The sequence below is a fragment of the Tropicimonas sp. genome (assembly GCF_047971885.1).
Taxonomy (GTDB): domain Bacteria; phylum Pseudomonadota; class Alphaproteobacteria; order Rhodobacterales; family Rhodobacteraceae; genus Tropicimonas.
Genome location: NZ_JBKEAE010000009.1, coordinates 22124 through 46036, shown reverse-complemented (window position 1 = coordinate 46036; position 23913 = coordinate 22124). Strand labels below are relative to the sequence as shown.

Sequence of the window (23913 nt, the reverse complement as noted above, 5' to 3'; positions counted from 1 at the left end):
GTCGCGCCGGCCTCCTGCAGGTGGTAGGAGCACACGTTCATCGGGTTCCATCTGGGAACCGCGCGATAGCAGTATTCGGCAACATCGGTGATCAGCCGCAGCGACGGGCGCGGCGGGCAGAGATAGGTGCCGCGGCTCAGGTATTCCTTGATGATGTCGTTCTGGACCGTGCCCTGAAGCCTTGCGATATCGGCGCCCTGGTCCCCGGCCACGGCGATATAGAGCGCCAGAAGCCATGGCGCCGTGGCATTGATCGTCATCGACGTGTTCATCTGTTCGAGCGGGATCCCCTCGAACAGTGTCCGCATGTCGCCCAGATGCGATACCGGCACGCCGACCTTGCCCACCTCGCCACGCGCCAGCGCGTGATCGCTGTCATAGCCGGTCTGGGTCGGCAGGTCGAAGGCGACGGAAAGACCGGTCTGACCCTTTGCCAGATTGCTCCGGTAGAGCGTATTGGACGCCTGCGCGGTCGAGTGGCCGGCATAGGTGCGGAACAGCCAGGGGCGGTCTTTGGGCGATTCGGACATCTGGGAACCTCGTTTCGCGTCAGGGCAAGATTATTCCGTTCGGATCGAAGTATTCGAAACAAAGTGGCGCTGTCAATTCGCTGCAACGCGGCAGCGACCGGCGCACCGCGACGACGCACGGAAGGCATGGTTTTTCGCGGAATGCCCATGCTCGATGGATGTGCGAGACATAAAATTTCAAAGAAACGGCAATAGTCAATTGCAATATTGCGTGTCGGATTTTATCACGGCTGGAAGCCCGGCGCCGATTCTGCGGCGCGGCGACCCCTGGTCAGGAGGCACGGATGGCACTGGACGACATGACCCACGCAACCTATGCGGCCCCGGAAAAGGATCTCTACGAGATCGGTGAAATGCCCCCGATGGGATATGTGCCGCCCAGGATGTACGCATGGGCGATCCGCCGCGAGCGCCACGGCGAGCCCGACAAGTCGTTCCAGGTCGAGGTGGTCGATACGCCGGCGATCGACACGCACGAGGTGCTGGTTCTCGTCATGGCGGCGGGGGTGAACTACAACGGTGTCTGGGCCGGCCTTGGGGTACCCGTCTCGCCCTTCGACGGGCACGGGGCGGAATATCACATCGCGGGCTCGGACGCATCGGGCATCGTCTGGGCCGTCGGGGCGGGGGTCCGGAACTGGAAGGTCGGCGACGAGGTCGTGATTCACTGCAATCAGGACGACGGCGATGACGAGGAATGCAACGGTGGCGATCCGATGTTCTCTCCGTCGCAGCGTATCTGGGGCTACGAGACCCCGGACGGCTCTTTCGCCCAGTTCACCCGCGTGCAGGCCCAGCAGCTTCTGCGACGTCCGCAGCACCTGACATGGGAGGAAAGCGCCTGCTACACGCTGACGCTGGCAACCGCCTACCGGATGCTGTTCGGCCACCATCCGCACGAACTGAAACCGGGGCAGAACGTTCTGGTCTGGGGCGCGTCGGGCGGGCTCGGCTCGTTCGCGATCCAGTTGATCAACGCGGCGGGCGGCAATGCGATCGGCGTCATCTCGGACGAGGACAAGCGCGGTTTCGTCATGGGGCTGGGCGCCAAGGGAGTGATCAACCGCAAGGATTTCAACTGCTGGGGACAATTGCCCAGGGTGAACACGCCGGAATACGCCGCCTGGTTCACCGAGGTGCGCAAGTTCGGCAAGGCGATCTGGGAGATCACCGGCAAGGGCATCAACGTCGACATGGTCTTCGAGCATCCGGGCGAGGCGACCTTCCCGGTCTCGACCTTCGTGGTCAAGAAGGGCGGCATGGTGGTGATCTGCGCCGGAACCTCGGGCTTCAACTGCACCTTCGACGTGCGCTACATGTGGATGCATCAGAAACGCCTGCAGGGAAGCCATTTCGCTCATCTCAAACAAGCAGCGGCGGCCAACCGCCTGATGCTGGAGCGCCGTATCGATCCCTGCATGTCCGAAGTGTTTCCCTGGTCCGAAATTCCGACGGCGCACATGAAGATGTTGCGCAACGAACACAAGCCCGGGAACATGGCGGTTCTGGTTCAGGCCCCGACAACCGGCCTGCGTACCCTGGAGGATGCGCTGGAGGCGCGTCGTTAGCGCAAGCTGTTTTGCTGTGAAATCAGGCCGCCGCCCGACCCGGGTGGCGGTCTTCGGTTTTCTGTCCACGTGGAATCAACGGCTTGGTATTTTTCGCCTCCCCATATATGGGGAGGTTCGGGGCAGTTTTTTTTGATTGCGCTCAACGTTCGTGCTAGGACTCGGCCGAGATTTTGTTAACGTTCCCGACGAGGCTTTCAGAACGGCATGGCATGCGCGCGGGATCGGACCGGTCGCGGGGCGCGGTTCTTCGGTCGTGTGTCCCGGGTCTCGGACGTCAATTTCATGCGTACGGCCGGAGTGTCCGGCTGGTGCGCGGTGCAGGCGGGCAGAAAGCGCGCCCGATAAACTGGAGGGCTGCCGGAAACGGCCGGACATGAAGGAAAGCCTCGAAGCCCTATGTGAGTTCGTCCAGGATGCTGCGGATGTCGGCGACCTTCAGACCGCGACCGAGCAGTTGCGGGATCACTACGGCGTGGCGCACATCGTCTATCACTGGGTGAACAGCGTTGGCGAACGTTTCGGCGCCGGCACCTACAGCCAGGAGTGGGTGGACCGCTACGTCGAGAAGGATTACCTGCGGATGGATCCGGTCATCCTCGGCTGCCTGCAACGCTTCAATCCCGTCGATTGGAAGGAACTGGACTGGTCGTCGCGCACCGCGCGGGCCTTTCTGGCGGAGGCGACCAGATTCGGTGTCGGGAATCAGGGGCTGAGCATACCGATACGCGGCCCCTCGGGTCAGTTTGCACTTTTTACCGCCTCGGACCATTGCGACGATTACACATGGGCCGGGTTCGTCGACGAAAACATGCGCGATCTGATGATAATTGCGCATGAATTCAATAAAAAGGCTCTGGAATTCGAACAGGGAGGAGATTCGGCACCGGCACCTGCGCTTTCGCCGCGCGAGCTTGCGGCCATGACCTATCTTGCGAAGGGTATGAACCGGGCTCAGGCGGCGGTGGAAATGGACATTTCCGAACATACGCTTCGAGTCTACATCGAGGCCGCCCGGCACAAGCTGGGCGCCGTAAATACGACCCATGCGGTTGCGCGCGCGTTAAGTCGCGGTCTGATCGTTGTGTGATCGAGCCCGTCGGGCACAAATTGTACACTTTCTGCGGCGTCAACCTCAGGTTGTTGTAGGGTGTTGTTAACCAACCTACTACAATCCTTTTCTCATCTGACGGAAAGGAGCCTCTCGTCATGCTGCGTTATATTTACGGAACCAAACTCAATCGTTTTCCCCGCCTGCGCGCCTCGATGTTTCACGACCGGGCCGAGCAGTTTCACCGTCGTCTCGGCTGGGAAGTCAACGTCGATTCCCAGGGAGAGGAGCATGATCAATACGATCTGCTCAATCCGCTCTACGTGATCTGGGAGCTTGAGGACGGCTCGCATGGCGGGTCCATGCGTTTTCTGCCGACCACCGGCCGGACGATGATCAACGAGCATTTCTCGCATCTGACCGACGGCGTGAAGATCGAATCACCCTTCATCTGGGAATGCACGCGCTTCTGCATCTCGCCGCGCGCCGACCGCCGCGCCGCCGCCGCGCTGGTTCTCGGTGCCGGCGAGTTGATGGACAATTTCAAGCTCTCGCATTTCTGCGGCGTGTTCGACCCCCGGATGGAGCGGATCTATCGTCTCTATCACGTCGATCCCGATGTCATCGGCGCGGCGGGCGAAGGCAAGGACCGGATCGGTGTCGGCCTGTGGGAGATGAAGCCGGAAGCCTGGAAGCCAACCCTGGCGCGGCTGGGGATCGACCGCGAGACTTCGCTCACCTGGTTCGATCATTCGTTCAATCGCGCGCCGCTGATGCCCGATCACGACGAGATCAGGCGAATCGCCTGAAACCGTGGCCGCGTCCCGCGGGAAGGGTGAGGGTTGCCATGCGGACTCTGGCGTCCCGGGAGCGGGAGCGCTAGGGTCCGCCCATGGGCACGGCTGCGGTACAGTTCTCTGACGATCAGGCGCAGGCCTGGGACACCGCGACGGAGGTGCTCGTCGCCGCGGGGGTCGATCTTGTGGGCGAACGTCTGGCCCCGCCGCCCCGGCACGACAGCGGCACGGTTGCGGTGATCGGCAAGGCCGGTTCGGGCAAGACCCTGCTTCTGGCGCGCCTGGCACGCGAACTGGCCGGGATCGGCGTCGATTACGTTTCGGGCGACTGGGAGGGGCGACCGCGCAAGGACCGGCGGACGGTGGCGATACTGGCGCCGACCAACAAGGCGGCAAGTGTGCTGCGTTCCCGCGGCGTGCCGGCCACGACCATCCACCGTATCCTGTATACGCCCGTCTACGACCCCGAATACGAGCGTATCGCGGAATGGCTGGCCGGGCAGGGGGAGAAGCCCGAAATCGAAGGGCTGACCGAGGCGGCGCTTGAACGCGCCTTTGCCTTTTTTCAGGCGCACAGGTCGATACCGGGTGCGCTGGCCGCTGCCGGCCTGCGCGGCTCCGATTTCATCACCGGCTGGAAACGGCGCGAGGAGCCGCTGGACATCGGGCTCGTCGATGAAAGCTCGATGCTCGACAGGCGGCAGTTCGATGACCTGAAAGAGATCTTTCCCACCCTGATCCTGTTCGGCGATCCCGCGCAGCTGGCGCCGGTCAACAACTCGGGCGAGATGGTGTTCGATACGCTGCCCGACAGCCGCAAGCTGGTTCTGCACCGGGTGCACCGGCAGGCGGGCGACAACCCGATCCTCGATCTGGCGCATGCGCTGTCGGACCCCGATCTCGGGTTCGAGCAGTTCGAGCGAATGATCGAAACCGCCGCCAACGAGGATGCGAGGGTCGCCGTCTCCGGGCGGGTCGATGCCGATCTGATGGCGCGCTCGCCGGTGCTCGTGTGGCGGAACGCGACCAGAATACGCCTCATCCATGCCTTCCGGGCGGTGCACGGCGCGCCGGCGGATGCTCTGCTGCCGGGCGAGCCGCTGATCTGCGACGGGCTGGAGCTTCCGGTAAAGCACCGGCGCAAGCGTATCGATCTCGAGGCGCGCGGGCTGATCAAGGGCGCGCAGGTCGTCTATCTCGGACCGGGGCGCAAGGCCGGCTTCTCGCTTCTCCACATCATCGGGGCGGAAGACCCGCGCCTGTCCGCCGCCTCGATCATCAAGATCGAAACGCCTGATGAGGACGAGCCGTTCATCCCCTTCGCAGCGAAAATGGGGGCGGCGTTCCTGCACGGTGCTGCGGTGACCATCCACAAGGCGCAGGGCTCGCAATGGCCGACGGTGCAGGTTTTCGCGCCCGATCTCTATGCGGCGGCCCGAACCGGCCGGATCGAGGCGGGCCAGCCGTTGTGGAAGCGGCTTGCCTATGTCGCCATCACCCGCGCCCAGGAAAGGCTGATCTGGGTGACGCGCTATCGTCTGGGGCGGCCGCAATCCGTTCTGGGCACCGACGATCTGGCGCCGCCGGTTCCGTCGCTGAAACTGGAGAGCATGGAGCCATGACCGGAACCATCCTGATCACCGGCGCATCGAGCGGCATCGGCGCCGCCACCGCCGGGAAATTCCTGCGCGAGGGCTGGCAGGTCGGCCTGTTCGCCCGGCGTCGCGACGCCCTTGAGCGGATCGCCGGCGGCCAAGCCGGCGCGCATGTGCTGCCCGGCGACGTGACGAGCGAAAGCTCGGTCGCCCGGGCCATCGAATCGCTTGTGTCCACCACCGGCCGGCTGGATGTGCTGTTCAACAACGCGGGTCTGTTCACTGAACCCGCGCCCATTGACCGGGTGTCGGTCGAGGACTGGCGGCGCTCGGTGGAAGTGAACCTGACCGGGATGTTCCTGGCGGCGCGCGCGGCATTCGGCCAGATGCGGCGGCAGGTGCCCCGGGGCGGGCGTATCGTCAACAACGGTTCCATCTCGGCCCATGTCCCGCGCGAGGGCGCCGCCCCCTATTCCGCCACCAAACATGCGGTCACCGGGCTGACACGCCAGATATCGCTCGACGGGCGGGCGCTCGGGATCGCCTGCGGACAGATCGATGTCGGCAATGCCCGGACCGGGTTGCTCGAAGCGATCGAGCAGAAGGCGCGCGCCGAGGGAGTGCAGCCACCGCCAACCATCGAGGTGGACCTTGTCGCCGATGCCGTCTGGCAGATGGCGACACTGCCCGCCCATGCCAATGTCCTGTTCATGACGCTGATGGCGAATGAAATGCCCTATGTCGGACGCGGCTGACCGTATGTCATACGGGCGAAAGCCGGATCGCGGCGATCAGCCGGCCGTAATCGGCCTCGCCCCGGTGTACCGAGCGACGGTAGGAATAGAAGCGCGCCTCGTCGGAATAGGTGCAGTGGCGTGTCCATGACGCATGCCCGATACCGGCGCTCCGGAGCCGGTGAAGCCCATAGGCGGGCAGGTCGAAATGCGGCTTCTGCGCACCGCCACCGGAAAAGAACCGCTGGTTGTCCGGGTCCTCGGCGATGAAATCGTCGTAAAAGTCCCAGCCGACCTCATAGGCGCGCTGGCTGATCGTCGGGCCGATCACCGCCACCGTATTGCCCCGCTCGGCCCCAAGCGCCTCCATCGCATCGAGTGTCGCTTCGAGAACCCCGTTCATGGCGCCTTTCCAGCCCGCATGCGCGGCGCCGATCACCCGCGCGTCGTGATCGGCGAACAATACCGGCTGGCAATCTGCCGTCAGCACGGTCAGGGCATGGCCGGGCAGGTCGGTAACCAGCCCGTCCGCCTCGGGGGGGGCGGCCGGCACGCCGGTCAGGGTGTGAACCGATGCCGAGTGAACCTGGCGCATGGATATCAGGCGACCGGTATCGACCCCCATCGCCTGAGCGACGCGCTTGCGGTTGATCGCCACGATATCCGCCTGATCCGAGGATCCGGTTCCGCAATTCAGCCCCTCGAACACGCCCGATGACGCCCCGCCATGCCGGGTGAAAAAGCCATGGCGCAGCGGCGAGAGCGAATCGGATGTCAGGATTTCCAGGGTCATCGGGCGAATCCGGGCGGCTGCGGGGTATCGGGCGGATAGATGGCGAGCGTTTTGAAGAGCGAACCCATTTCCTGCGGGTGGGTCAAGCGCCGATGCGCGGCAATATGGTTTTCGAGCGCCGGCCCCGGCGCTATCCGGGCGGCAAGTGCCTGCGCGCGCGCGGTGATTCCCAGCAGCTCCAGAAACGCGCCCTGTCCGGTCAGCGGCGTTATGGCTGCGCCCGCGTCCAGCGCGGCGGCGGCGATCCGTTCGAAATCGACATGGGCGGTCAGATCGGCATGACCCGGCGCCGCCAGCGGATCGGTTCCGCGATGGTTGCGGAGGGCCTGAAAGGTGTCTCCCAGCGATCGCCATCCGCCATAATCGACGATCAGCGCCATCCCTCCGCAGGTTACGATCCGGCGGGCGATTTCGCCCACGATGCCGGCAAGCGCCGGGCAGTGTTCCACCACATCCCCGTCGCGCGTATCGGCGAGCCGGTGCGCCAGCGCGGCGACCGGCACCGGTTCGCTCAGCGCGAACGACAGCGCGCCATCGCGCACCACGATTATCCGCTCGCGCCACGCGCCGCCGTCGCGGACAAACTGGCGTATCGGAAGCGCGTCGAAAAATTCGTTGGCGACCAGGTAGAGCGGCGCCTCGGGCAAATCCTGCACCGTGTGGTGCCATTTCGCCGGCGCCTCGCCGAGCGCGCGGCGCTGTACCTCGCGCAGTTTCGGGCTCGCCTCGACCAGATGCACCCGCAGCGCGCTCCGCCAGCCCGCCACCGCCGTCGCGGCCCGCAGCATGTCGGCGATGAGTGTGCCGCGCCCGGGGCCGAGTTCGGCAAGCGCCACGGTTTCGGGGCGGCCCTGATCGATCCAGCCCTGGGCAAGCGCCAGCCCCAGTATCTCGCCGAACACCTGGCTGATTTCCGGCGCGGTGGTGAAATCGCCTGCCGCTCCGAAAACCTCGGCGCCGGTATAGTAGCCAAGGCTGGGGTGAAACAGACATTCCGCCATGTAATCGGCAAGGGTCAGCGGACCGGTCGCCAGGATTCTCCGGATCAGGACGGTGCGCAGTTCGCTCATGATGCCGCAGCGGCTCTTCGAAATGCCCGCCAGATCAGTGCCAGACCGAGCGCGATCATCGGAAGCGACAGCATTTGCCCCATCGTCAGGCCGACCGGCCCGCCGTGGATGACAAATCCGACCGGATTGTCGGGCGAGGCGAACTGGCTGTCGGGCTGGCGGAAATACTCCACCACAAATCGCGACAGCCCGTATCCGGCAAAGAAAACCCCGGCGATCAGCCCCGGCTTCTTCAGTCCGCCCCCGCGCAAGGCCAGCCACAGCAGCGCCGCGCCCAGCAGCAGCCCTTCCAGGGTCGCCTCGTAAAGCTGGCTGGGGTGGCGGGGCACCTCGTCGCCCAGATAGAACCACTCGCCCACCTGCGCGCATCCCTGAACCAGCGGATCCCTGCACATCGTGGGGAATTTCATCGCCCACGGCGCATCGCTGGCGCGGCCCCAGAGCTCGCTGTTGACGAAATTCGCCAGCCGGCCGAAAAACAGGCCCGGCGGCGTGGCGATCGCCAGCGCGTCGGCCATGCTGAGCCGCGGAATATCGTGCCGCCCGGCATATAGCCACGTTGCGATGACCACGCCGAGCAAACCGCCGTGAAACGACATCCCGCCTTCCCAGACGGCGAAAATCTGCAGCGGGCGGGTCAGGTAATATCCGGGCATGTAGAACAGGACGAAACCCAGCCTGCCGCCGATCACCACCCCGAGGATGATCCATGTCAGCAGATCCTCGACCTGCCCCGGGCGCATCGGCGGACGATTGGCAGGCCAGAGCGCCGGGCGCTTCAGCAGCCGCACCAGCATCCACCAGCCCAGCAACAGCCCGGCGATATAGGCCAGCGCATACCAGCGCAGCGCGAAATCCATCCCGAAGATCGAGAAGGAGAACAGCTCCGGGTTCAGTTCGGGAAACGGGATCAGGGCTTTCATCGGGTGCACATGTGAAGCAGTCTGCGGCGAAGTCAACCTTGTAGCCCGGCGGCGCGCGGACCATATAGGAAGCGAATGTAACCGACGGATGGCCCATGCAAACCCGAAACAGATTTTTCGACGACCTGTCGCAGTTGATGACCAATGCGATGGGTGTGGCCCAGGGCGCAAAGGACGAAGCCGAGACGGCCTTCAACTCGATGATCGACCGCTGGCTGGCCAATCGCGATTTTGTCACCCGCGAGGAATTCGAGGTCGTGCGCGCCATGGCCCAGAAAGCGCGCGAGGAGAACGAGGTGCTGAAAGCGCGTCTCGACGCGCTCGAAACGCCCGTCGGCACACCGGACAGGTAATCCGCACGGGCGCCGGCCTTTTGCGTGGCTGCCCGGAGTTTTCGCAGGCAGATCGGGAATTTCGCTTGTCGGATGCGTGCGACTGTTGCGCCGTGCGGTCGGCCGGGGCAACAGGTCGGGCATGACGAGTCGACTTTTACAAAAATACAGCTTTACAGCGCCGTCATTTTGCTCCCACCATATATGGTATGGACGGTGTTATAACACCGCCGGAATTTGAGCAGGCACCAAGCCCTAGTCGCGAGCGAATGGACTGAGGCTAACACAGCGAGGCCCGGCATGTCACTTTCAGAAGAGTTCCTGACCGACGATCTTCATCCCATCGATATCGTCGAGACGCTGGCGGAGCACCATTCCTGGGATTTCGACCGGATTGCCGACGACCAGATCGCCATGGCGGTTGCCGGGCAGTGGCGGACCTATTCGATCACGCTGGCCTGGTCTGCCTTCGACGAGACGTTGCGGCTGATCTGCACCTTCGAGATGGAGCCGCCCGAGGCGAAGCTGCCCAAGCTCTACGAGGCGCTGAACCGGGTCAATGACAATTGCTGGGCCGGGGCCTTCACCTACTGGAGCGAACAGCAACTCATGACCTATCGCTACGGTCTGCTGCTGTCGGGGGGGCAGGTGGCGAGCCCCGATCAGATCGACCGGCTGATCGCGACAGCCGTTACTGCGGCCGAACGCTATTATCCCGCCTTCCAGCTTGTCGTGTGGGCCGATCAGGAGCCCGAGGCCGCAATGCAGGTTGCCATTGCAGAGGCTTACGGGCGCGCATAACCTCCGCCCCCGAACGACAGGGGGACAACTCTCATGGATATGGACGATCTGCGGCGCCGCGGGCTGGTGCTGCTGGGCTGCGGAAAGATGGGGTCGGCGATGCTGCGGGGCTGGCTGGCCGACGGGTTTCCGCCAGCGGCGATCACGGTGATCGACCCGCAACCGGCAGAGTGGCTGGCCGGTCAGGGTGTCGGGGTGAATGCCGAACTTCCCGACAATCCGGCAATCGTGCTGATAGCCGTAAAGCCGCAGACGATGGACGAGGCGCTGCCGGCGATGGCGCGTTTCGGCAACGGCGACACGCTGTTTCTGAGCGTTGCCGCCGGCACGACGATCGAAAGGCTGGAGAGCATTCTCGGAGCGGAAACGCCGATCGTCCGCGCCATGCCGAACACGCCCGCCGCCGTCGGGCGCGGCATCACGGCGATTATCGGCAATGCGCATGCGAGCGAAGACCAGATGGCGCTTGCCGAGTCACTTCTCGGCGTGGTCGGGCGGGTAGTCCGGCTCGATTCCGAAAACCAGATCGATGCCGTTACCGGGGTTTCCGGTTCCGGGCCAGCCTATGTCTTCCACCTGGTCGAGGCGATGGCACTTGCCGGCGAGTTGCAGGGCCTGCCGCCCGAGCTTGCGATGGAACTGGCACGGCAGACGGTGATTGGCGCCGGCGAGCTTCTGCACCGCTCCGAGGAAAGCGCCGAGCAGCTTCGGATCAACGTGACCTCGCCCAACGGTACCACCGCCGCCGCGCTTGAACTGCTGATGAGCGAGGAGGACGGGCTGCCCGTGCTGATGTCGAAGGCCGTGGGTGCTGCCGCTGACCGCAGCCGGGAACTGGGACGATGATGCAGATAGCGTTCGACGATTTTCTCAGGGTCGACATCCGCGTCGGCCGGATCGTGGCGGCGGAGCCTTTTCCCGAAGCCCGCAAGCCCGCCTACAAGCTGCGTGTCGATTTCGGGCCGGAAATCGGCGAAAGGAAATCCTCGGCGCAGATTACCCGGCACTACGCGCTCGACGACCTGCCCGGTCGTCAGGTGCTTGCGGTGGTCAATTTTCCACCGCGCCAGATCGGCAGGTTCATGTCCGAGGTTCTGGTACTGGGTGTGCCGGACGAAGACGGAGAGGTGGTGCTGCTCGCCCCGTCGCGGGATGTTCCTCTCGGGGGCAGGATGTACTGACCCGATACCGCAGCTTGCGTCGCGGGCAGGTCGTACGCGCCCTGCGGCAGGGTATTCGGCTGGTAGCGGGTGATCCGTGCGCTGCGGGTCACGCGCCGAAAGTGTTGGGGCCGTAATCGGGGCGGATACCGGTGCGGTGCGATTCTGCGGCAATGCTGTCGCAGACATCGTCGATGGCGCTTCGATCGGCGGGTGCGTCGCCCGCCAGGCGGCGGTTCCGGCGCAGGACGGAGCGGATCAGGTCGACCTGATCGGCGGGGAGGTGCCAGACCACCTCTTCCGCATCTCCGGCTTCGGGCGGGATGTAACCGCGCCAGGCGATCCTTTCCAGAACCAGCCGCGCCACCTCGCTGCGGCTGCGTGAGATTGCCACCCTCAACACGTCTGTCACCTGTATGCGCTCCCGGGGGCTGCGCGCCGTCGCTGCGACACTATATACTTACCCCGCGCCGGGTATCCGGGCGGTTCACTGCGTTGCGGAGCAGGCTGGGATCGGGGCCGCGAATTCGACCGATGGTGGCCGGTATTCCTGTTCCTTCCGCAACGCTAGGCGCTGGGAAGCGTGACCTCAAGCCATTGATGGCATGAATCATCCTGTCTTTTCAGACAGGTTGCGGCGATCAGCCCTGCTGACGCAGCCAGTCCATGACGGCGGGGCGAACGGTGGGGGCGCCGCTTGCGCGCGCGGCATCAATCACCTCGCGTACCTCGGCGAGGTTGGAGCGCCGCAGAAGATGCTTGACCGGGCCGATCGAGGCGGGCCGCATCGACAGGGCGCGAAACCCCATGGCGGCGAAGCACAGTGCCTCCACCGGCCGGCCGGCGTCCTCGCCGCAGAAGCTGAGCGGGGTGCGCGTCTCGCGGCAACGCATGACGATCCATTCGAGAAATGTCAGATAGGAAACGCTGAGTGTGTCGTAGCGGCGGCGCACCCGTTCGTTCTCGCGGTCGGCGGCGAAGAAGAACTGTTTCAGGTCGTTGCCGCCGACCGAAATGAAATCGGTTATGTCGAACAGGTGCTTGGGCGCGAAGGCGAGGCTGGGGGTCTCCAGCATCGCGCCGATCTCGACCTTTTGTGGCAGCGGATGGCCGAGACGTTCCTCGCGCGCAAGTTCGTCAAGAAATTGCTGGCGGGCAATCCTGAATTCCTCGAACTGGGCGATAAAGGGGAACATCACGGTCAGCGGCCGGCCCTTGGCGCCGCGAATCAGGGCCTGCAACTGCATGCGCATGACGCCTGGCTTGTCGAGCCCGACCCGGATTGCCCGCCAGCCAAGAGCCGGGTTGGGCTCGTCCTGCGGCTTCATGTAGGGCAGCACCTTGTCGGAGCCTATGTCCAGCGTCCGGAAGGCGACACGCCTGCCGTTCGCCGCGTCGAGCACGCGCGAGTAGAGCGCCGCAAGTTCACCGCGCGTCGGAAACTTGTTGCGGACAAGGAACTGAAGCTCGGTCCGGAACAGGCCGACACCCTCGGCGCCGGAAGATTTCAGCGACGGAAGATCGGCCATCAGGCCGGCGTTCATGTCGAGGCGGATCGTCGGGCCGTAGACCGTGGTCGCCGGAACGCGCCGGATCGAGGCGTAGCGTTCCTGCGCCTTGGCCTGCATCGCCATCTTGTCGCGGAACGCGGCGGCGACGGTATCCTCGGGGCGCAGGTGGACGATCCCCTGATCGCCATCGACCATGATCCGGTCGCCGTTCAGCGCCTCGGCGGTGATGCGCTCGCAGTTGATGACCAGCGGAATCGCCAGCGCCCGGGCCACCACGGCGGCATGGCTGCCGACCGACCCTTCCTCCAGCACAATGGCCCTGAGCCCGCGCCCATAGGCGAGAAGCTCGCCGGGGCCGATGTTGCGCGCCACCAGAACCGGGTCATCCGGTGTATCGACGCCGGTGTTTGCGCCCTGTCCGGTCAGCAGGCGCAGCAGCCGGTTCGACAGATCGTCGAGGTCGTGCAGCCGTTCGCGCATATAGGGATCGGGTACCTGTTCGAGCCGGGCCCGGGCCGAGGTCTGTTCTTTCTCGACCGCCGATTCGGCCGACAGGCCGCGGTTGATGTCGGCCTCCATGCGCCGCAGCCAGCCCTTGGAATTGGCGAACATGCGATAGGCTTCCAGCACCTCGCGCTGGTCCTTGTCCGACAGGTCGGTGCCGGTCAGCATCTCGTCGACCGATACGCGCAGCCTGCTCACCGCGTCGCGTAACCGGTGCAGTTCGGCATCGGCATCGTCGGCGAAGGGGTTGGTCACCACGACGCGGGGTTCGTGCAGCAGGACGCGGCCCTCGGCGCCGCCCTCCTGGCCGATACTGCCGCGCAGCATCACCGGATGCTGGTGCGGCGCCGCCATGGCGGCACCTTCGCCGACAAAGGCGCCCAGTTCGGTCATCTCGGCCAGCACCATCGCCACGACTTCGAGGGCATAGACCTCGTCCTCGTCGTAGGGGGTCTTTTCCCGGGACTGGACAACCAGCACGCCCATCCGCTCGCCCAGCCGCTGGATCGGCACGCCCAGAAAAGCCGAGAAGATCTCTTCTCCGGTCTCGGGCATGTAGCGGAAACCGGCTTCGGAGGGGGCGTTTCCGGTGTTGACCGGCTTGGTGCTGAGCGCTACCCGGCCGACCAGACCTTCGCCCAGCCGCATGCGCGTCTTGTGCACTGCCTCGGGTTTGAGACCTTCGGTGGCGCAAAGCTCAAGCGTCTCGTCGTCGCGGAAGAGGTAGATCGAGCAGACTTCGGACCCCATCTCGCCCGCGATGAGGCGCGTGATGCGATCCAGCCGCTCCTGCCCCTCGGCAGGTTTGGCCAGCACCTGCTTCAGCCGGCCCAGCAACCGTCTGCTGCTGCTTTGTGTCTCGCTCACCTGTCGGTTCCCCTGCGGGCGGCGGTGCGGTTTCAGCCCGCCTTTTCCAACCCGAAGGCATCATGGAGGGCCTGAACGGCCAATTCCAGATATTTTCTGCCCACCAGCACCGAGATCTTGATTTCCGATGTCGTGATGACCTTGATGTTTATTCCTTCGGCGGAAAGTGCCTTGAACATTGTGGCGGCGACGCCGGTGTGCGAGCGCATCCCGATTCCCACCACCGATACCTTGCAGACGTCGTTGTCGGCGACCAGGCCGTGATAGTTGAGCAGCCCCGCGTCGCGCGCTTCCTGAAGCGCCCGGTCGGCCCGGGCGACCTGATTGGTCGGGCAGGAGAAGGTCATGTCGGTGCGACCTTCCTCCGAGATGTTCTGGACGATCATGTCGACATTCACGCCGGCATCCGACAGCGCGCCGAAGATCGCCGCGGCGACGCCCGGCCGGTCGGCGACCGACATCAGCGTGACCTTGGCTTCGTCGCGGCTGTAAGCCACGCCCGAGACGACATTGCTTTCCATGATTTCCTCCTCGTCGCAGACGATCGTGCCTGCTGTGGGGTCATATTCCTCGAAGCTCGACAACACGCGCAGCGGCACCTTGTAGCGCATGGCAAGCTCGACCGAACGGGTCTGGAGCACCTTGGCGCCGAGGCTGGCCAGTTCGAGCATTTCCTCGAAGGCGATCCTGTCGAGCTTGCGGGCCCTGGACGAGATGCGCGGGTCGGTGGTGTAGACGCCGTCGACATCGGTGTAGATATCGCAGCGCTCGGCCCCGAAGGCGGCGGCAAAGGCCACGGCCGTGGTGTCCGATCCGCCACGCCCCAGCGTGGTGATGCGGCCGTCGGGCGCGATGCCCTGAAACCCGGCGACAACCGCCACCTTCATCCCCTCGGCGAACTTGGCGTTGATATTGGCGGTGGGGATTTCCTCGATCCGGGCGGCGGCATGCACGTCCGTCGTCCTGAGCGGTACCTGCCAGCCCTGCCACGACCGCGCCGGCACGTCCATTTCCTGAAGCGTCAGCGCCATCAGCCCGGCGGTGACGTTCTCGCCCGAACTGACAACCGCATCGTATTCGCGGGCGTCGAACAGCGGCGAGGTCGCCTCGACCCAGCCGACCAGTTCGTTGGTCTTTCCGGCCATCGCCGAGACGATGACGATCACCTCGTAGCCGTTGGCGACTTCGCGGCCGACACGTTTTGCCGCCCGGCGGATCCGGTCCAGCGTGGCGACCGATGTGCCGCCGAATTTCATCACCAGAAGCGGCATGATACCTGCCCGTCCCTTCGTGTTGTCCGGTGGCGGGATAGGGGAAGGGCCGCCCGGACGCAAGGGCGGCGTTGGCGCAAACGGGCGGGTGCGATGCTTGCGGCGGACCGCCGGTCAGTCGCCGATCTCGTAGGGCAGCACCCGGCGCCGGTCGGGCGAAAAGCGCAGCGTACGTTCCAGCGGCGGAAAGGACCGCTGCTGGCAGTTGCGGCGCTCGCAAATCCGGCACGAGGTGCCGATGGGCTCGTAGGCGGCGGGGTTCGCCGTATCCAGCCCGTCGGCATAGACAAGCTGCGCCGCATACCCGACCTCGCAGCCGAGCGCGATCGAATTGCGCCGGTCGGGTGCGCCCCAGGCACCGCCGTATTTCGACACGTCGCGCGCCAGCAGCAGGTACCGCTCGCCATCGGGCGTTTCGGCCAGTTGCCGCAGGAAGTGGCTTGGCGTTTCAAAGGCGCGGTGCACGTTCCACAGCGGGCAGGCGCCGCCGAAACGGGCGAACTGCAGCCGGGTGGCCGAATGCCGCTTGGTGATGTTCCCTGCCTGATCGACGCGGACGAAAAAGAACGGCACGCCCTTTTCGCCGGCACGCTGGAGTGTTGAGAGCCGATGCGCAACCTGTTCGATCGACGCCCCGAAGCGGTGCGCCAGCCGTTCCAGATCGTGCCGCGTTTCGCGCGCGGCGGCGCGAAACCGGCCATAGGGCAGCAGCGCCGCACCGGCAAAGTAATTCGCCAGCCCGATTCTGGCGATGGCGCGCGCCTCGGCGCTCTGGAACCGGGCGAGATCGAGCGTCGCGTCGAGCAGGTCGTTCTGCGTCAGCAGCGCGATCTGGTGCAGGATCTGGAAGTTGCGCGTCGCCGGGCTCGACCGCGCCGAAAGCGTCAGCTCGCGCCGTTCGGGATCGAAGGAACGCAGGTCGCCCTCTTCGGTGATGGCAACCGTCACCCGGCGGCTTTCGAGCGTCTTCATCGCCGCCGCCATCGGGTTGTCGCCGCCGAAATGCTCGGCGGTGCGGTCCACCGCGTCGATGTAATTGTCCATGTAATGGAAGAAATCGCGCACCTCCTCCCATGGCGAGACTGTGACGCGCCCGCTCGCCTGCCCCAGCGCCGCGTCCAGGGTGACGAGCCGTTCCTGGCTGCGCCGGTAAGCGCTGTGCAGCTCCAGAAAGGCGCGGGTCAGGGCCGGCGCGTTCGAGGCGGCAAGCCGCAGGTCGGCCAGCGGCGGCATGTCGGAAAACACCGGATCGGACAGCGCCTCGCGCATGTCGCCGACGATGCGCTCGGTATCGCCGGCGCTCAGTTCGGTCACGTCCTGCCCGAACTCCTGCGCCAGTGCCAGTACAACCGTGGTCGAGATCGGCCGGTGGTTGTTTTCCATCTGGTTGAGATAGGGCAGCGACACGCCCAGCTTGGCGGCAAAGACCTTCTGCGTCAGCCCGAGCCGGGTGCGGATTTCGTTCAGCTTGACGCCTGCATAGAGTTTCTTCTGCGTCATGGCACTTTGCAGTTTTGCGGCTGTCGTATCCTAGTCTTTGCAAAGATCAGGAGGCAAGCCGGGCGTCGCGTTCCACGCGCAGCACGTAAAGCGTGCAGACCAGCGACATTGCCGAGGCAAGGAACATCAGCCATTGCAGCGGAACGGGCGTGGCGCTGCCCTGCTGCAGATGCCCCGCCAGCACCGACAGCGCGGCGCCGCCACCGATCATGATCGCACCGCCCAGTCCGCTGGCGGTCCCGGCAAGCTCGGGTCTGACCGACAGCATGCCCGCCGTCGCATTGGGCATCACCAGCCCGTTGCCGAGCCCGAGTGTCGTGATGAGGGAAAAGAAGAGGACGGGCCCGGAGATGCCGAGAAATCCCAGCGCCAGCGAAAGCCCCAGCCCGCCGGTCGCGGCAAGCGCGCCGGCCAGGATCATCGGGTTGATGCCGACGCGGGCCGAAAACCGGCCGGTCAGGTAATTGCCGAACAGGTAGCCCGCGGCCGGGGCGCCGAAACTGACCCCGGTCCAGAGCGGCGTCAGGCCGAAGATCTCGCCGGCGACATTGGGTGCCCCGCCGAGAAAGGCAAAAAAAGCCGCCGACGCAAAGGCGCAGGCCAGTGCATAGCCCCAGAACCGGCGTGAACGCAGAAGTTCGGGATAGTCGCGCAATTGCTGGCCAAAGGTGACACGCGTGTTGCGCGCCGTCTCGCCGAGATCGGCGCGGCAGAGCCACCAGACCAGCACGCCCGCCGCAAGCAGGAAGACGAAGGTGGCGCGCCAGCCGGAGATCTGCTCCAGCGCGCCGCCGAGGATCGGGGCGATCATCGGAATCAGCGCCATGCCCATGGTCACGTAGCCGATCCGCGAGGCGGCCTCGCTCTGCGGATAGATATCGCGCACGATGGCACGCGACAGCACGATGCCGACGACGGCGGTCGATTGCGCGATGCGAAAGGCCAGGAAGACCAGCGCGGTCGGGGCCAGCAGGCAGCCCAGCGTCGCGGCGATGAATATTCCCAGCGAGGCCAGCACGACCGGACGCCGCCCGAACCTGTCGGAAAGCGGGCCGATGACAAGTTGCAGCGCCGCCGTCGCGGCCAGATACAGCGATACGGCAAGCTGCATTGTCGCGTAGTCGGTGGCGAAATACACGGTCATCGCCGGTAGCGAGGGCAGGAACATGCTCATGTTCATCGCCGACAGGCCGGCAAGCAGGACCAGCGTCAGGATATGCGGCGGTGTTGTACGGTCGAGAATGCGGACCGGTGCTGGCGCTGACATTCCGCGCGTGTAATGCGTCCGCCGGTGGCTGTCCATCGGCGGCGGCGGTCTGGTTCGATTTGCAATTATTCAATTAGCTTGTTTGCCTCTGCCAATATTTTGCAAATTTTCAAAGATGACGCTTTCACTGTTTGGGTATGCTTTGGTATCCACGTTGGAAAATATGGGGATGGAGACATGAAGGACATTCTCGAGGAACTTGAAAGGCGCCGTGCCTCGGCCCGCCTGGGTGGCGGCGAGCGCCGGATCGATGCCCAGCACGAAAAGGGCAAGCTGACGGCGCGCGAGCGGATCGAACTTCTTCTGGACGAGGGGTCGTTCGAGGAGTTCGACATGTTCGTGACCCATCGCTGCACCGATTTCGGCATGGATGCCGAAAAGCCGGCCGGCGATGGCGTGGTGACCGGCTGGGGCACGATCAGCGGGCGGCTGATCTATGTCTTCAGCCAGGATTTCACCGTGTTCGGCGGCTCTCTTTCGGCGACCCATGCGCGCAAGATATGCAAGATCATGGACATGGCGGTGCAGAACGGCGCCCCGGTGATCGGGCTGAACGATTCGGGCGGCGCGCGCATCCAGGAAGGGGTCGACAGTCTGGCGGGCTATGCCGAAGTGTTCCAGCGCAATATCGAGGCCTCGGGCGTGATCCCGCAGATCTCGGTGATCATGGGGCCGTGTGCCGGCGGGGCGGTCTATTCGCCGGCGATGACGGATTTCATCTTCATGGTCCGCGACACCTCCTACATGTTCGTCACCGGCCCCGACGTGGTGAAGACGGTGACCAACGAAGTGGTCACCGCCGAGGAACTGGGCGGTGCGGCCACCCACACCAGAAAATCGGGCGTGGCGGACGGGGCCTTCGACAACGACGTTCAGGCGCTGGCCGAGATTCGCCGGCTGGTCGATTTCCTGCCGCTCAACAACCGCCAGAAGGCGCCGGTACGGCCGTTCTTCGACACGCCGGACCGGTTCGAGGAAAGCCTCGATACCCTTGTCCCCGACAATGCCCAGACGCCCTATGACATGAAGGAACTGATCCTGAAGGTCGCGGACGAGGCGGATTTCTACGAGATCCAGGCCGATTATGCCGGAAACATCATCACCGGTTTCATCCGCATCGAAGGGCAGACGACCGGGGTGGTCGCCAACCAGCCGTTGGTGCTGGCCGGCTGTCTCGACATCGACAGTTCCAAGAAGGCGGCGCGGTTCGTCCGTTTCTGCGACGCGTTCGAAATTCCGATCCTGACCTTTGTCGACGTTCCGGGCTTCCTGCCGGGTACGGCGCAGGAATACGGCGGGGTCATCAAGCATGGCGCCAAGCTGCTCTTCGCCTTTGGCGAGGCGACGGTGCCCAAGGTGACGGTAATCACCCGCAAGGCCTATGGCGGGGCCTACGACGTGATGAGTTCCAAGCACCTGCGCGGCGATATCAACTATGCCTGGCCGACGGCCGAAATTGCCGTGATGGGGGCCAAGGGGGCGACCGAGATCCTCTATCGTTCGGAACTGGGCGATGCCGAGAAGATCGCCCGCCGGACGGCCGATTACGAGGCGCGTTTCGCCAACCCCTTCGTTGCCGCCGAGCGGGGGTTCATCGACGAGGTGATCCAGCCCCATTCCACGCGCAGCCGCGTCGCCCGCGCCTTTGCCAGCCTCAGGCACAAGCGGACCGAGACGCCGTGGAAGAAGCACAACAACATCCCGTTGTAGGGCACGATGGCAGAGCGCTGGCATATCCTGCGCGACGGGGCGCGCCTGACACTGGCCCGACATCTGCCGGCCCGCTTCGACGTCGAGGCGCGCACCACCCTGCCAGCGGCGCGGCGGCTGCGGATCGCCAGCCAGATCCGGCAGGATCTGTGGCGGGCGATACGGTCGCAGCGCGGGTTCTCGCCCGTGGTCGAGGTCGTTCGCGCCGGAGGCGGGCTCACTGTCCGCGCGGGCGGGCGGATCACGGGCGCACAGTTCAACCGCGAGAGGATCGAGGCACGCATCGCCGCGCTTCTTGACGATCCTTCGCATCGCGACAGGTGGCTGAGATCGTCATGATTGTGGACCGGATGGAAGGAAGGGGCCCGAACGGGCGGGCGCTGCTGCGGTGCGGGGCCGGTATCGCGCTGGCGCTTTGTGCGCAGGCCTCCGGCGCAGCGAATCCGCATCCCCAGGTGCCGTCGGGGATCGAGGTCAGTTATCATGACCGGATCGTCGAAGAGCAGGCCGACGGACAGATCTGGCTGACGCTGCGGTTTCTTGCGCCGCAGATCGGGGCCGGCGAGGGCGAGGCCGGGTATGATCGGGTTGTCGGCGATCTCGACCACCTGTGCGATGCCGAGGGTATGCCTGCGGCGGCCGAGGCGGGCGGTGTCGATCAGATCATCATCACGCTGATGGACCGGATCGTGGAGCGCGGGGTGATGGACCCGGAGGCGACGATGTACATCGGCGCATATCTGCCCGCCGAGGGAGGCTGTGTCTGGGAATGATCCGCCGGTTAAGCACTTTTTTTCCGATCCGGAGAGCAGGGAGGCGGCCATGCTGAAACACCGCGGCTTTCCCGGCCGTCTGGCCGGCACGGACCATCAGTTCACAATCCGGCGGGCCAGCAAGGACGGGGCAACCCCGCTGAAGGCCCGCGAGCGCTATGCCGATCGCCGGCCGGCCGACCGCCGCGCCGATGCCGCCTTTCTCGAAGCGCTGATCGGGCATTTCGGCGATGCGCCCTTCGAGCGCGGCAACCTCGATGCCGGGCGGCTCAACTGGCTTCTCGGGCGCGAGGTGGTGCCTGCCATGGACCCGTTCGATCCCGCTTCCTACGATGCGCTGCTGCGGGTGGATATAGCTGCGGCGCGGCGGTCCTTTCCCGATGTCCTTGACGGTTTCGAGGAGATCGGGGCGCCGGAGGATGATCGGGACGAAGATATCGGGCCGGCCAGATGAGCATGAACCCGCCGATCCGCCCGCCCCGGCGGCAATTTCCGGCCCATCGCGGCGGCGGACGAAACCGCCGCTTGGCGTCGGGCCGGTTTTGCCCCAGAACCGCTGCGGAGGCGGCGCATCCCACTTTTCAAGCCGTTTCCGGGTGCCCGTGCGGTACTCTTTCCTACTGGCGGCGGTCTTGTGCTTGCGTGGCACGGCTGCCGTTTTTCTTTTTTTGCCATGGCGGGCGGAAAATTGAACGCGACATCGCGTATTTGCAATTCACACCACCCGCTTCCGGCGCCATAGTGCGCAGCATCGAGCATCCAAGAAACGGAGAACCATCATGGTGCGTACCCTCAAGATCCTTCCGCTCATCGCCGCCGTTGGTCTGCTTGCCGCCTGCGAAAGCGGCAGCGATCTTCAGCGCGCGGGCATGGGCGCGGCCGCAGGTGCCGTCGTCGCCGGCGCGACCGACAACGACCTCGCGACCGGTGCGCTTGTCGGCGCGGCGGCCGGTGCGCTGTCGGACGACGCTGCGCGCGTTACCGGCACGTCCTTCTGATCCTGTCCGGACCTGCTGGTCCGGCGCGAATGTGTTTCTGGCCACCGGGGCGGGCGCTCCGGTGGCCTTTCTTGTTGTCAGCCAATCGCAACCGGCCAGCCTCCGGCCCGGACGAAATCCGAGAAGGAACAGACGATGTTCAAGAAGCTGCTGATCGCCAACCGGGGCGAGATCGCCTGCCGCATCATCAAGACCGCGCGCAAGATGGGGATTGCGACGGTCGCCATCTACTCGGATGCCGACCGCAATGCGCTGCATGTCCAGATGGCCGACGAGGCCGTCCGCATCGGTCCGCCGCCGGCGGGGCAGTCCTATATCGACATGGAAAGGGTGATGGAGGCGATCCGCCTGACCGGCGCCGACGCGGTTCACCCCGGCTACGGCTTCCTGTCCGAAAACCCGCGCTTTGCCGAACTGCTGGAAGCCGAGGGCGTGGCCTTCGTTGGCCCGCCGGCCTCGGCGATCGTGGCGATGGGCGACAAGATCACCTCGAAACGACTGGCACAGGAGGCCGGGGTCTCGACCGTGCCGGGCTACATGGGCCTGATCGCGGATGCGGACGAAGCGGTGAAGATCAGCCGCGAGATCGGCTATCCGGTGATGATCAAGGCCTCGGCCGGCGGCGGGGGCAAGGGGATGCGCATCGCCTGGAACGATCAGGAGGCGCGCGAGGGTTTCCAGGCCTCGAAGAACGAGGCGGCGAGTTCGTTCGGCGACGACCGGATTTTCATCGAGAAGTTCGTCACCCAGCCGCGCCATATCGAGATTCAGGTGCTGGCCGACACGCACGGCAACTGCATATACCTGAACGAACGAGAGTGTTCGATCCAGCGCCGCAACCAGAAGGTCATCGAAGAGGCCCCGAGCCCGTTTCTCGACCCCGAGACCCGCGAGGCGATGGGCGAGCAGTCCGTCGCGCTGGCCAATGCGGTTGGCTATGCCTCGGCCGGGACGGTGGAGTTCATCGTCGATGGCGACAGGAATTTCTATTTCCTTGAAATGAACACCCGCCTTCAGGTCGAACATCCGGTGACCGAACTGATCACCGGGGTCGATCTTGTCGAGCAGATGATCCGGGTCGCGGCGGGCGAGCGGCTTGCCCTGAGGCAGCAGGACGTGCGCATCAACGGCTGGGCGATCGAAAGCCGGCTCTATGCCGAGGATCCCTATCGCAACTTCCTGCCATCGATCGGCCGGCTCTCGACCTATCGCCCGCCGGCGGAGATCCGGACGCCGGAGCACATCGTCCGCAACGATACCGGGGTCTACGAGGGCGGCGAGATCTCGATGTACTACGACCCGATGATCGCCAAGCTCTGCACGTGGGGCCCGGACCGTCCGACGGCGCTGGAAAACATGCGCAACGCCCTCGACAGTTTCGAGGTCGAGGGGATCGCGCACAACATCCCCTTCCTGTCGGCGGTGATGGACCACCGGCGCTTCATCGACGGAAAAATCACCACCGCCTTCATTGCCGAGGAATTTCCCGAGGGGTTTCAGGGCGTTGCGCTGTCAGACCACCATATGCACGTGGTCGCGGCGGTGGCTTCGGCGATGTACCGCGTCTACGAGGTGCGGCGCACGCGGATCTCGGGCACCATGGACAACCACAAGCGCCGGGTCGGCAAGGAATGGGTGGTTTCGATCGACGGAAGGGAGTTTCCCGTCATCGTCGAGGCGACCCGTGCCGGCGCCATCGTCAGGTTCGGCGACGGTGCGGCATCGGTGCACCTGGCCAGTACCTGGACGCCGGGCGACAGCATGGCGCACGTACAGGTCGATGGCGAGATGCTGTCGTTCAAGGTGGGCAAGATCACCTCGGGCTATCGCATCCGCTACCGGGGCGCCGATCTGAAGGTGCGGATCTATCTGCCGCGACAGGCGGAACTGGCGCGCCTGATGCCGAAGAAGCTGCCGCCCGATACCTCGAAGATGCTTCTGTGCCCGATGCCGGGGCTTCTGGTGAAGCTCGCTGTCGGGGTCGGAGAGGTGGTCGAGGAAGGGCAGGCCCTGTGCACCATCGAGGCGATGAAGATGGAGAACATCCTGCGTGCCGAGCGGCATGCGACCGTGACCAAGATCAATGCAGTTCCGGGCGACGGTCTTGCGGTGGACGAGGTGATAATGGAGTTCGAGTGACCGGCAGGGCCGCGAACCG

The 23913-nt window shown here is 65.0% G+C and carries 24 protein-coding genes; 15 read left to right on the top strand and 9 right to left on the bottom strand.

Annotation, left to right across the window (positions count from 1 at the left end; genetic code table 11):
- Positions 1 to 530, bottom strand: a 530-nt coding sequence (locus tag ACK5IR_RS00980) for a methylmalonyl-CoA mutase family protein (protein WP_416925000.1), incomplete at its 3' end; no start/stop codon positions are given.
- Positions 531 to 814: 284 nt separating this feature from the next.
- Here ACK5IR_RS00980 and ccrA point away from each other — a divergent pair.
- The 5 genes from ccrA (at position 815) to ACK5IR_RS00955 (ending at position 6296) form a co-directional block, all read left to right on the top strand.
- The gene (gene ccrA / locus ACK5IR_RS00975) at positions 815 to 2098 is read left to right on the top strand and encodes a crotonyl-CoA carboxylase/reductase (protein ID WP_416924998.1); all 1284 of its coding nucleotides are present in this window, start codon (positions 815 to 817) and stop codon (positions 2096 to 2098) included.
- 376 nt (positions 2099 to 2474) lie between these two features.
- Positions 2475 to 3188, top strand: coding sequence for a helix-turn-helix transcriptional regulator (locus tag ACK5IR_RS00970; RefSeq protein WP_416924996.1), 714 nt, complete (start codon positions 2475 to 2477; stop codon positions 3186 to 3188).
- A 119-nt stretch (positions 3189 to 3307) separates the two neighbouring features.
- A complete protein-coding gene (locus ACK5IR_RS00965; protein WP_416924994.1) occupies positions 3308 to 3958 on the top strand; it encodes an acyl-homoserine-lactone synthase in 651 nt (216 codons plus the stop codon).
- Between the two features lie 83 nt (positions 3959 to 4041).
- Entirely contained in the window at positions 4042 to 5568 is a 1527-nt protein-coding gene (locus ACK5IR_RS00960; protein WP_416924992.1) for an AAA family ATPase, read from the top strand.
- The gene (locus tag ACK5IR_RS00955) at positions 5565 to 6296 is read left to right on the top strand and encodes an SDR family oxidoreductase (RefSeq protein ID WP_416924990.1); all 732 of its coding nucleotides are present in this window, start codon (positions 5565 to 5567) and stop codon (positions 6294 to 6296) included. The genes ACK5IR_RS00960 and ACK5IR_RS00955 overlap by 4 nt, the downstream gene beginning before the upstream one ends.
- Before the next feature lie 7 nt (positions 6297 to 6303).
- Here the strand turns inward: ACK5IR_RS00955 and pgeF are convergent, their stop codons facing one another.
- Genes pgeF through lgt form a run of 3 tightly spaced genes read right to left on the bottom strand, consistent with a single transcriptional unit; the run spans position 6304 to position 9061 of the window.
- Entirely contained in the window at positions 6304 to 7068 is a 765-nt protein-coding gene (gene pgeF, locus ACK5IR_RS00950) for a peptidoglycan editing factor PgeF (protein WP_416924988.1), read from the bottom strand.
- Entirely contained in the window at positions 7065 to 8138 is a 1074-nt protein-coding gene (locus ACK5IR_RS00945) for a class I SAM-dependent methyltransferase (RefSeq protein ID WP_416924986.1), read from the bottom strand. Before ACK5IR_RS00945 ends, pgeF begins: the two co-directional genes overlap by 4 nt.
- Positions 8135 to 9061 (bottom strand): prolipoprotein diacylglyceryl transferase, encoded by a 927-nt coding sequence (lgt, locus tag ACK5IR_RS00940; protein WP_416924984.1) that lies wholly within the window; start codon positions 9059 to 9061, stop codon positions 8135 to 8137. The genes ACK5IR_RS00945 and lgt overlap by 4 nt, the downstream gene beginning before the upstream one ends.
- A 95-nt stretch (positions 9062 to 9156) precedes the next feature.
- Between lgt and ACK5IR_RS00935 the strand changes: the two genes are divergently transcribed.
- From ACK5IR_RS00935 to ACK5IR_RS00920, 4 genes are all read left to right on the top strand, one after another.
- On the top strand, positions 9157 to 9414 hold the full coding sequence (locus ACK5IR_RS00935; RefSeq protein ID WP_416924982.1) for an accessory factor UbiK family protein: 258 nt from the start codon (positions 9157 to 9159) through the stop codon (positions 9412 to 9414).
- A 279-nt stretch (positions 9415 to 9693) separates the two neighbouring features.
- Positions 9694 to 10194 (top strand): YbjN domain-containing protein, encoded by a 501-nt coding sequence (locus tag ACK5IR_RS00930; protein ID WP_416924980.1) that lies wholly within the window; start codon positions 9694 to 9696, stop codon positions 10192 to 10194.
- A 33-nt stretch (positions 10195 to 10227) separates the two neighbouring features.
- Positions 10228 to 11040 (top strand): pyrroline-5-carboxylate reductase, encoded by an 813-nt coding sequence (proC, locus tag ACK5IR_RS00925; RefSeq protein WP_416924978.1) that lies wholly within the window; start codon positions 10228 to 10230, stop codon positions 11038 to 11040.
- Positions 11037 to 11375 carry a tRNA-binding protein gene (locus tag ACK5IR_RS00920; protein ID WP_416924976.1) on the top strand — a complete coding sequence of 113 codons (339 nt, stop codon included), beginning with the start codon at positions 11037 to 11039 and terminating at the stop codon, positions 11373 to 11375. The genes proC and ACK5IR_RS00920 overlap by 4 nt, the downstream gene beginning before the upstream one ends.
- Before the next feature lie 88 nt (positions 11376 to 11463).
- Here the strand turns inward: ACK5IR_RS00920 and ACK5IR_RS00915 are convergent, their stop codons facing one another.
- The 5 genes from ACK5IR_RS00915 to ACK5IR_RS00895 all read right to left on the bottom strand — a co-directional run bounded on the left by ACK5IR_RS00915 (position 11464) and on the right by ACK5IR_RS00895 (position 18274).
- Positions 11464 to 11766 carry a hypothetical protein gene (locus ACK5IR_RS00915; RefSeq protein WP_416924974.1) on the bottom strand — a complete coding sequence of 101 codons (303 nt, stop codon included), beginning with the start codon at positions 11764 to 11766 and terminating at the stop codon, positions 11464 to 11466.
- A 229-nt stretch (positions 11767 to 11995) separates the two neighbouring features.
- A complete protein-coding gene (locus ACK5IR_RS00910) occupies positions 11996 to 14236 on the bottom strand; it encodes a putative PEP-binding protein (RefSeq protein ID WP_416924972.1) in 2241 nt (746 codons plus the stop codon).
- 32 nt (positions 14237 to 14268) lie between these two features.
- Positions 14269 to 15507: an aspartate kinase gene (locus tag ACK5IR_RS00905; RefSeq protein WP_416924970.1), complete on the bottom strand. Its 1239-nt coding sequence runs from the start codon at positions 15505 to 15507 to the stop codon at positions 14269 to 14271.
- Positions 15508 to 15621: 114 nt separating this feature from the next.
- On the bottom strand, positions 15622 to 17007 hold the full coding sequence (locus ACK5IR_RS00900; RefSeq protein ID WP_416924968.1) for a helix-turn-helix domain-containing protein: 1386 nt from the start codon (positions 17005 to 17007) through the stop codon (positions 15622 to 15624).
- Positions 17008 to 17053: 46 nt separating this feature from the next.
- Positions 17054 to 18274 (bottom strand): multidrug effflux MFS transporter, encoded by a 1221-nt coding sequence (locus tag ACK5IR_RS00895; protein ID WP_416924966.1) that lies wholly within the window; start codon positions 18272 to 18274, stop codon positions 17054 to 17056.
- A gap of 177 nt (positions 18275 to 18451) precedes the next feature.
- Between ACK5IR_RS00895 and ACK5IR_RS00890 the strand changes: the two genes are divergently transcribed.
- The 6 genes from ACK5IR_RS00890 to ACK5IR_RS00865 all read left to right on the top strand — a co-directional run bounded on the left by ACK5IR_RS00890 (position 18452) and on the right by ACK5IR_RS00865 (position 23894).
- Positions 18452 to 19984 carry an acyl-CoA carboxylase subunit beta gene (locus ACK5IR_RS00890; RefSeq protein WP_416924964.1) on the top strand — a complete coding sequence of 511 codons (1533 nt, stop codon included), beginning with the start codon at positions 18452 to 18454 and terminating at the stop codon, positions 19982 to 19984.
- Between the two features lie 6 nt (positions 19985 to 19990).
- Positions 19991 to 20323, top strand: a complete 333-nt coding sequence (locus ACK5IR_RS00885; protein WP_416924962.1) for a hypothetical protein — start codon at positions 19991 to 19993, stop codon at positions 20321 to 20323.
- Positions 20305 to 20757, top strand: coding sequence for a DUF6497 family protein (locus ACK5IR_RS00880; protein WP_416924960.1), 453 nt, complete (start codon positions 20305 to 20307; stop codon positions 20755 to 20757). Before ACK5IR_RS00885 ends, ACK5IR_RS00880 begins: the two co-directional genes overlap by 19 nt.
- 49 nt (positions 20758 to 20806) lie before the next feature.
- On the top strand, positions 20807 to 21211 hold the full coding sequence (locus ACK5IR_RS00875; RefSeq protein WP_416924958.1) for a hypothetical protein: 405 nt from the start codon (positions 20807 to 20809) through the stop codon (positions 21209 to 21211).
- A 325-nt stretch (positions 21212 to 21536) separates the two neighbouring features.
- Entirely contained in the window at positions 21537 to 21755 is a 219-nt protein-coding gene (locus tag ACK5IR_RS00870; RefSeq protein ID WP_416924956.1) for a hypothetical protein, read from the top strand.
- Positions 21756 to 21890: 135 nt separating this feature from the next.
- Positions 21891 to 23894: an acetyl-CoA carboxylase biotin carboxylase subunit gene (locus ACK5IR_RS00865; protein ID WP_416924954.1), complete on the top strand. Its 2004-nt coding sequence runs from the start codon at positions 21891 to 21893 to the stop codon at positions 23892 to 23894.
- Positions 23895 to 23913 lie beyond the last annotated feature (19 nt).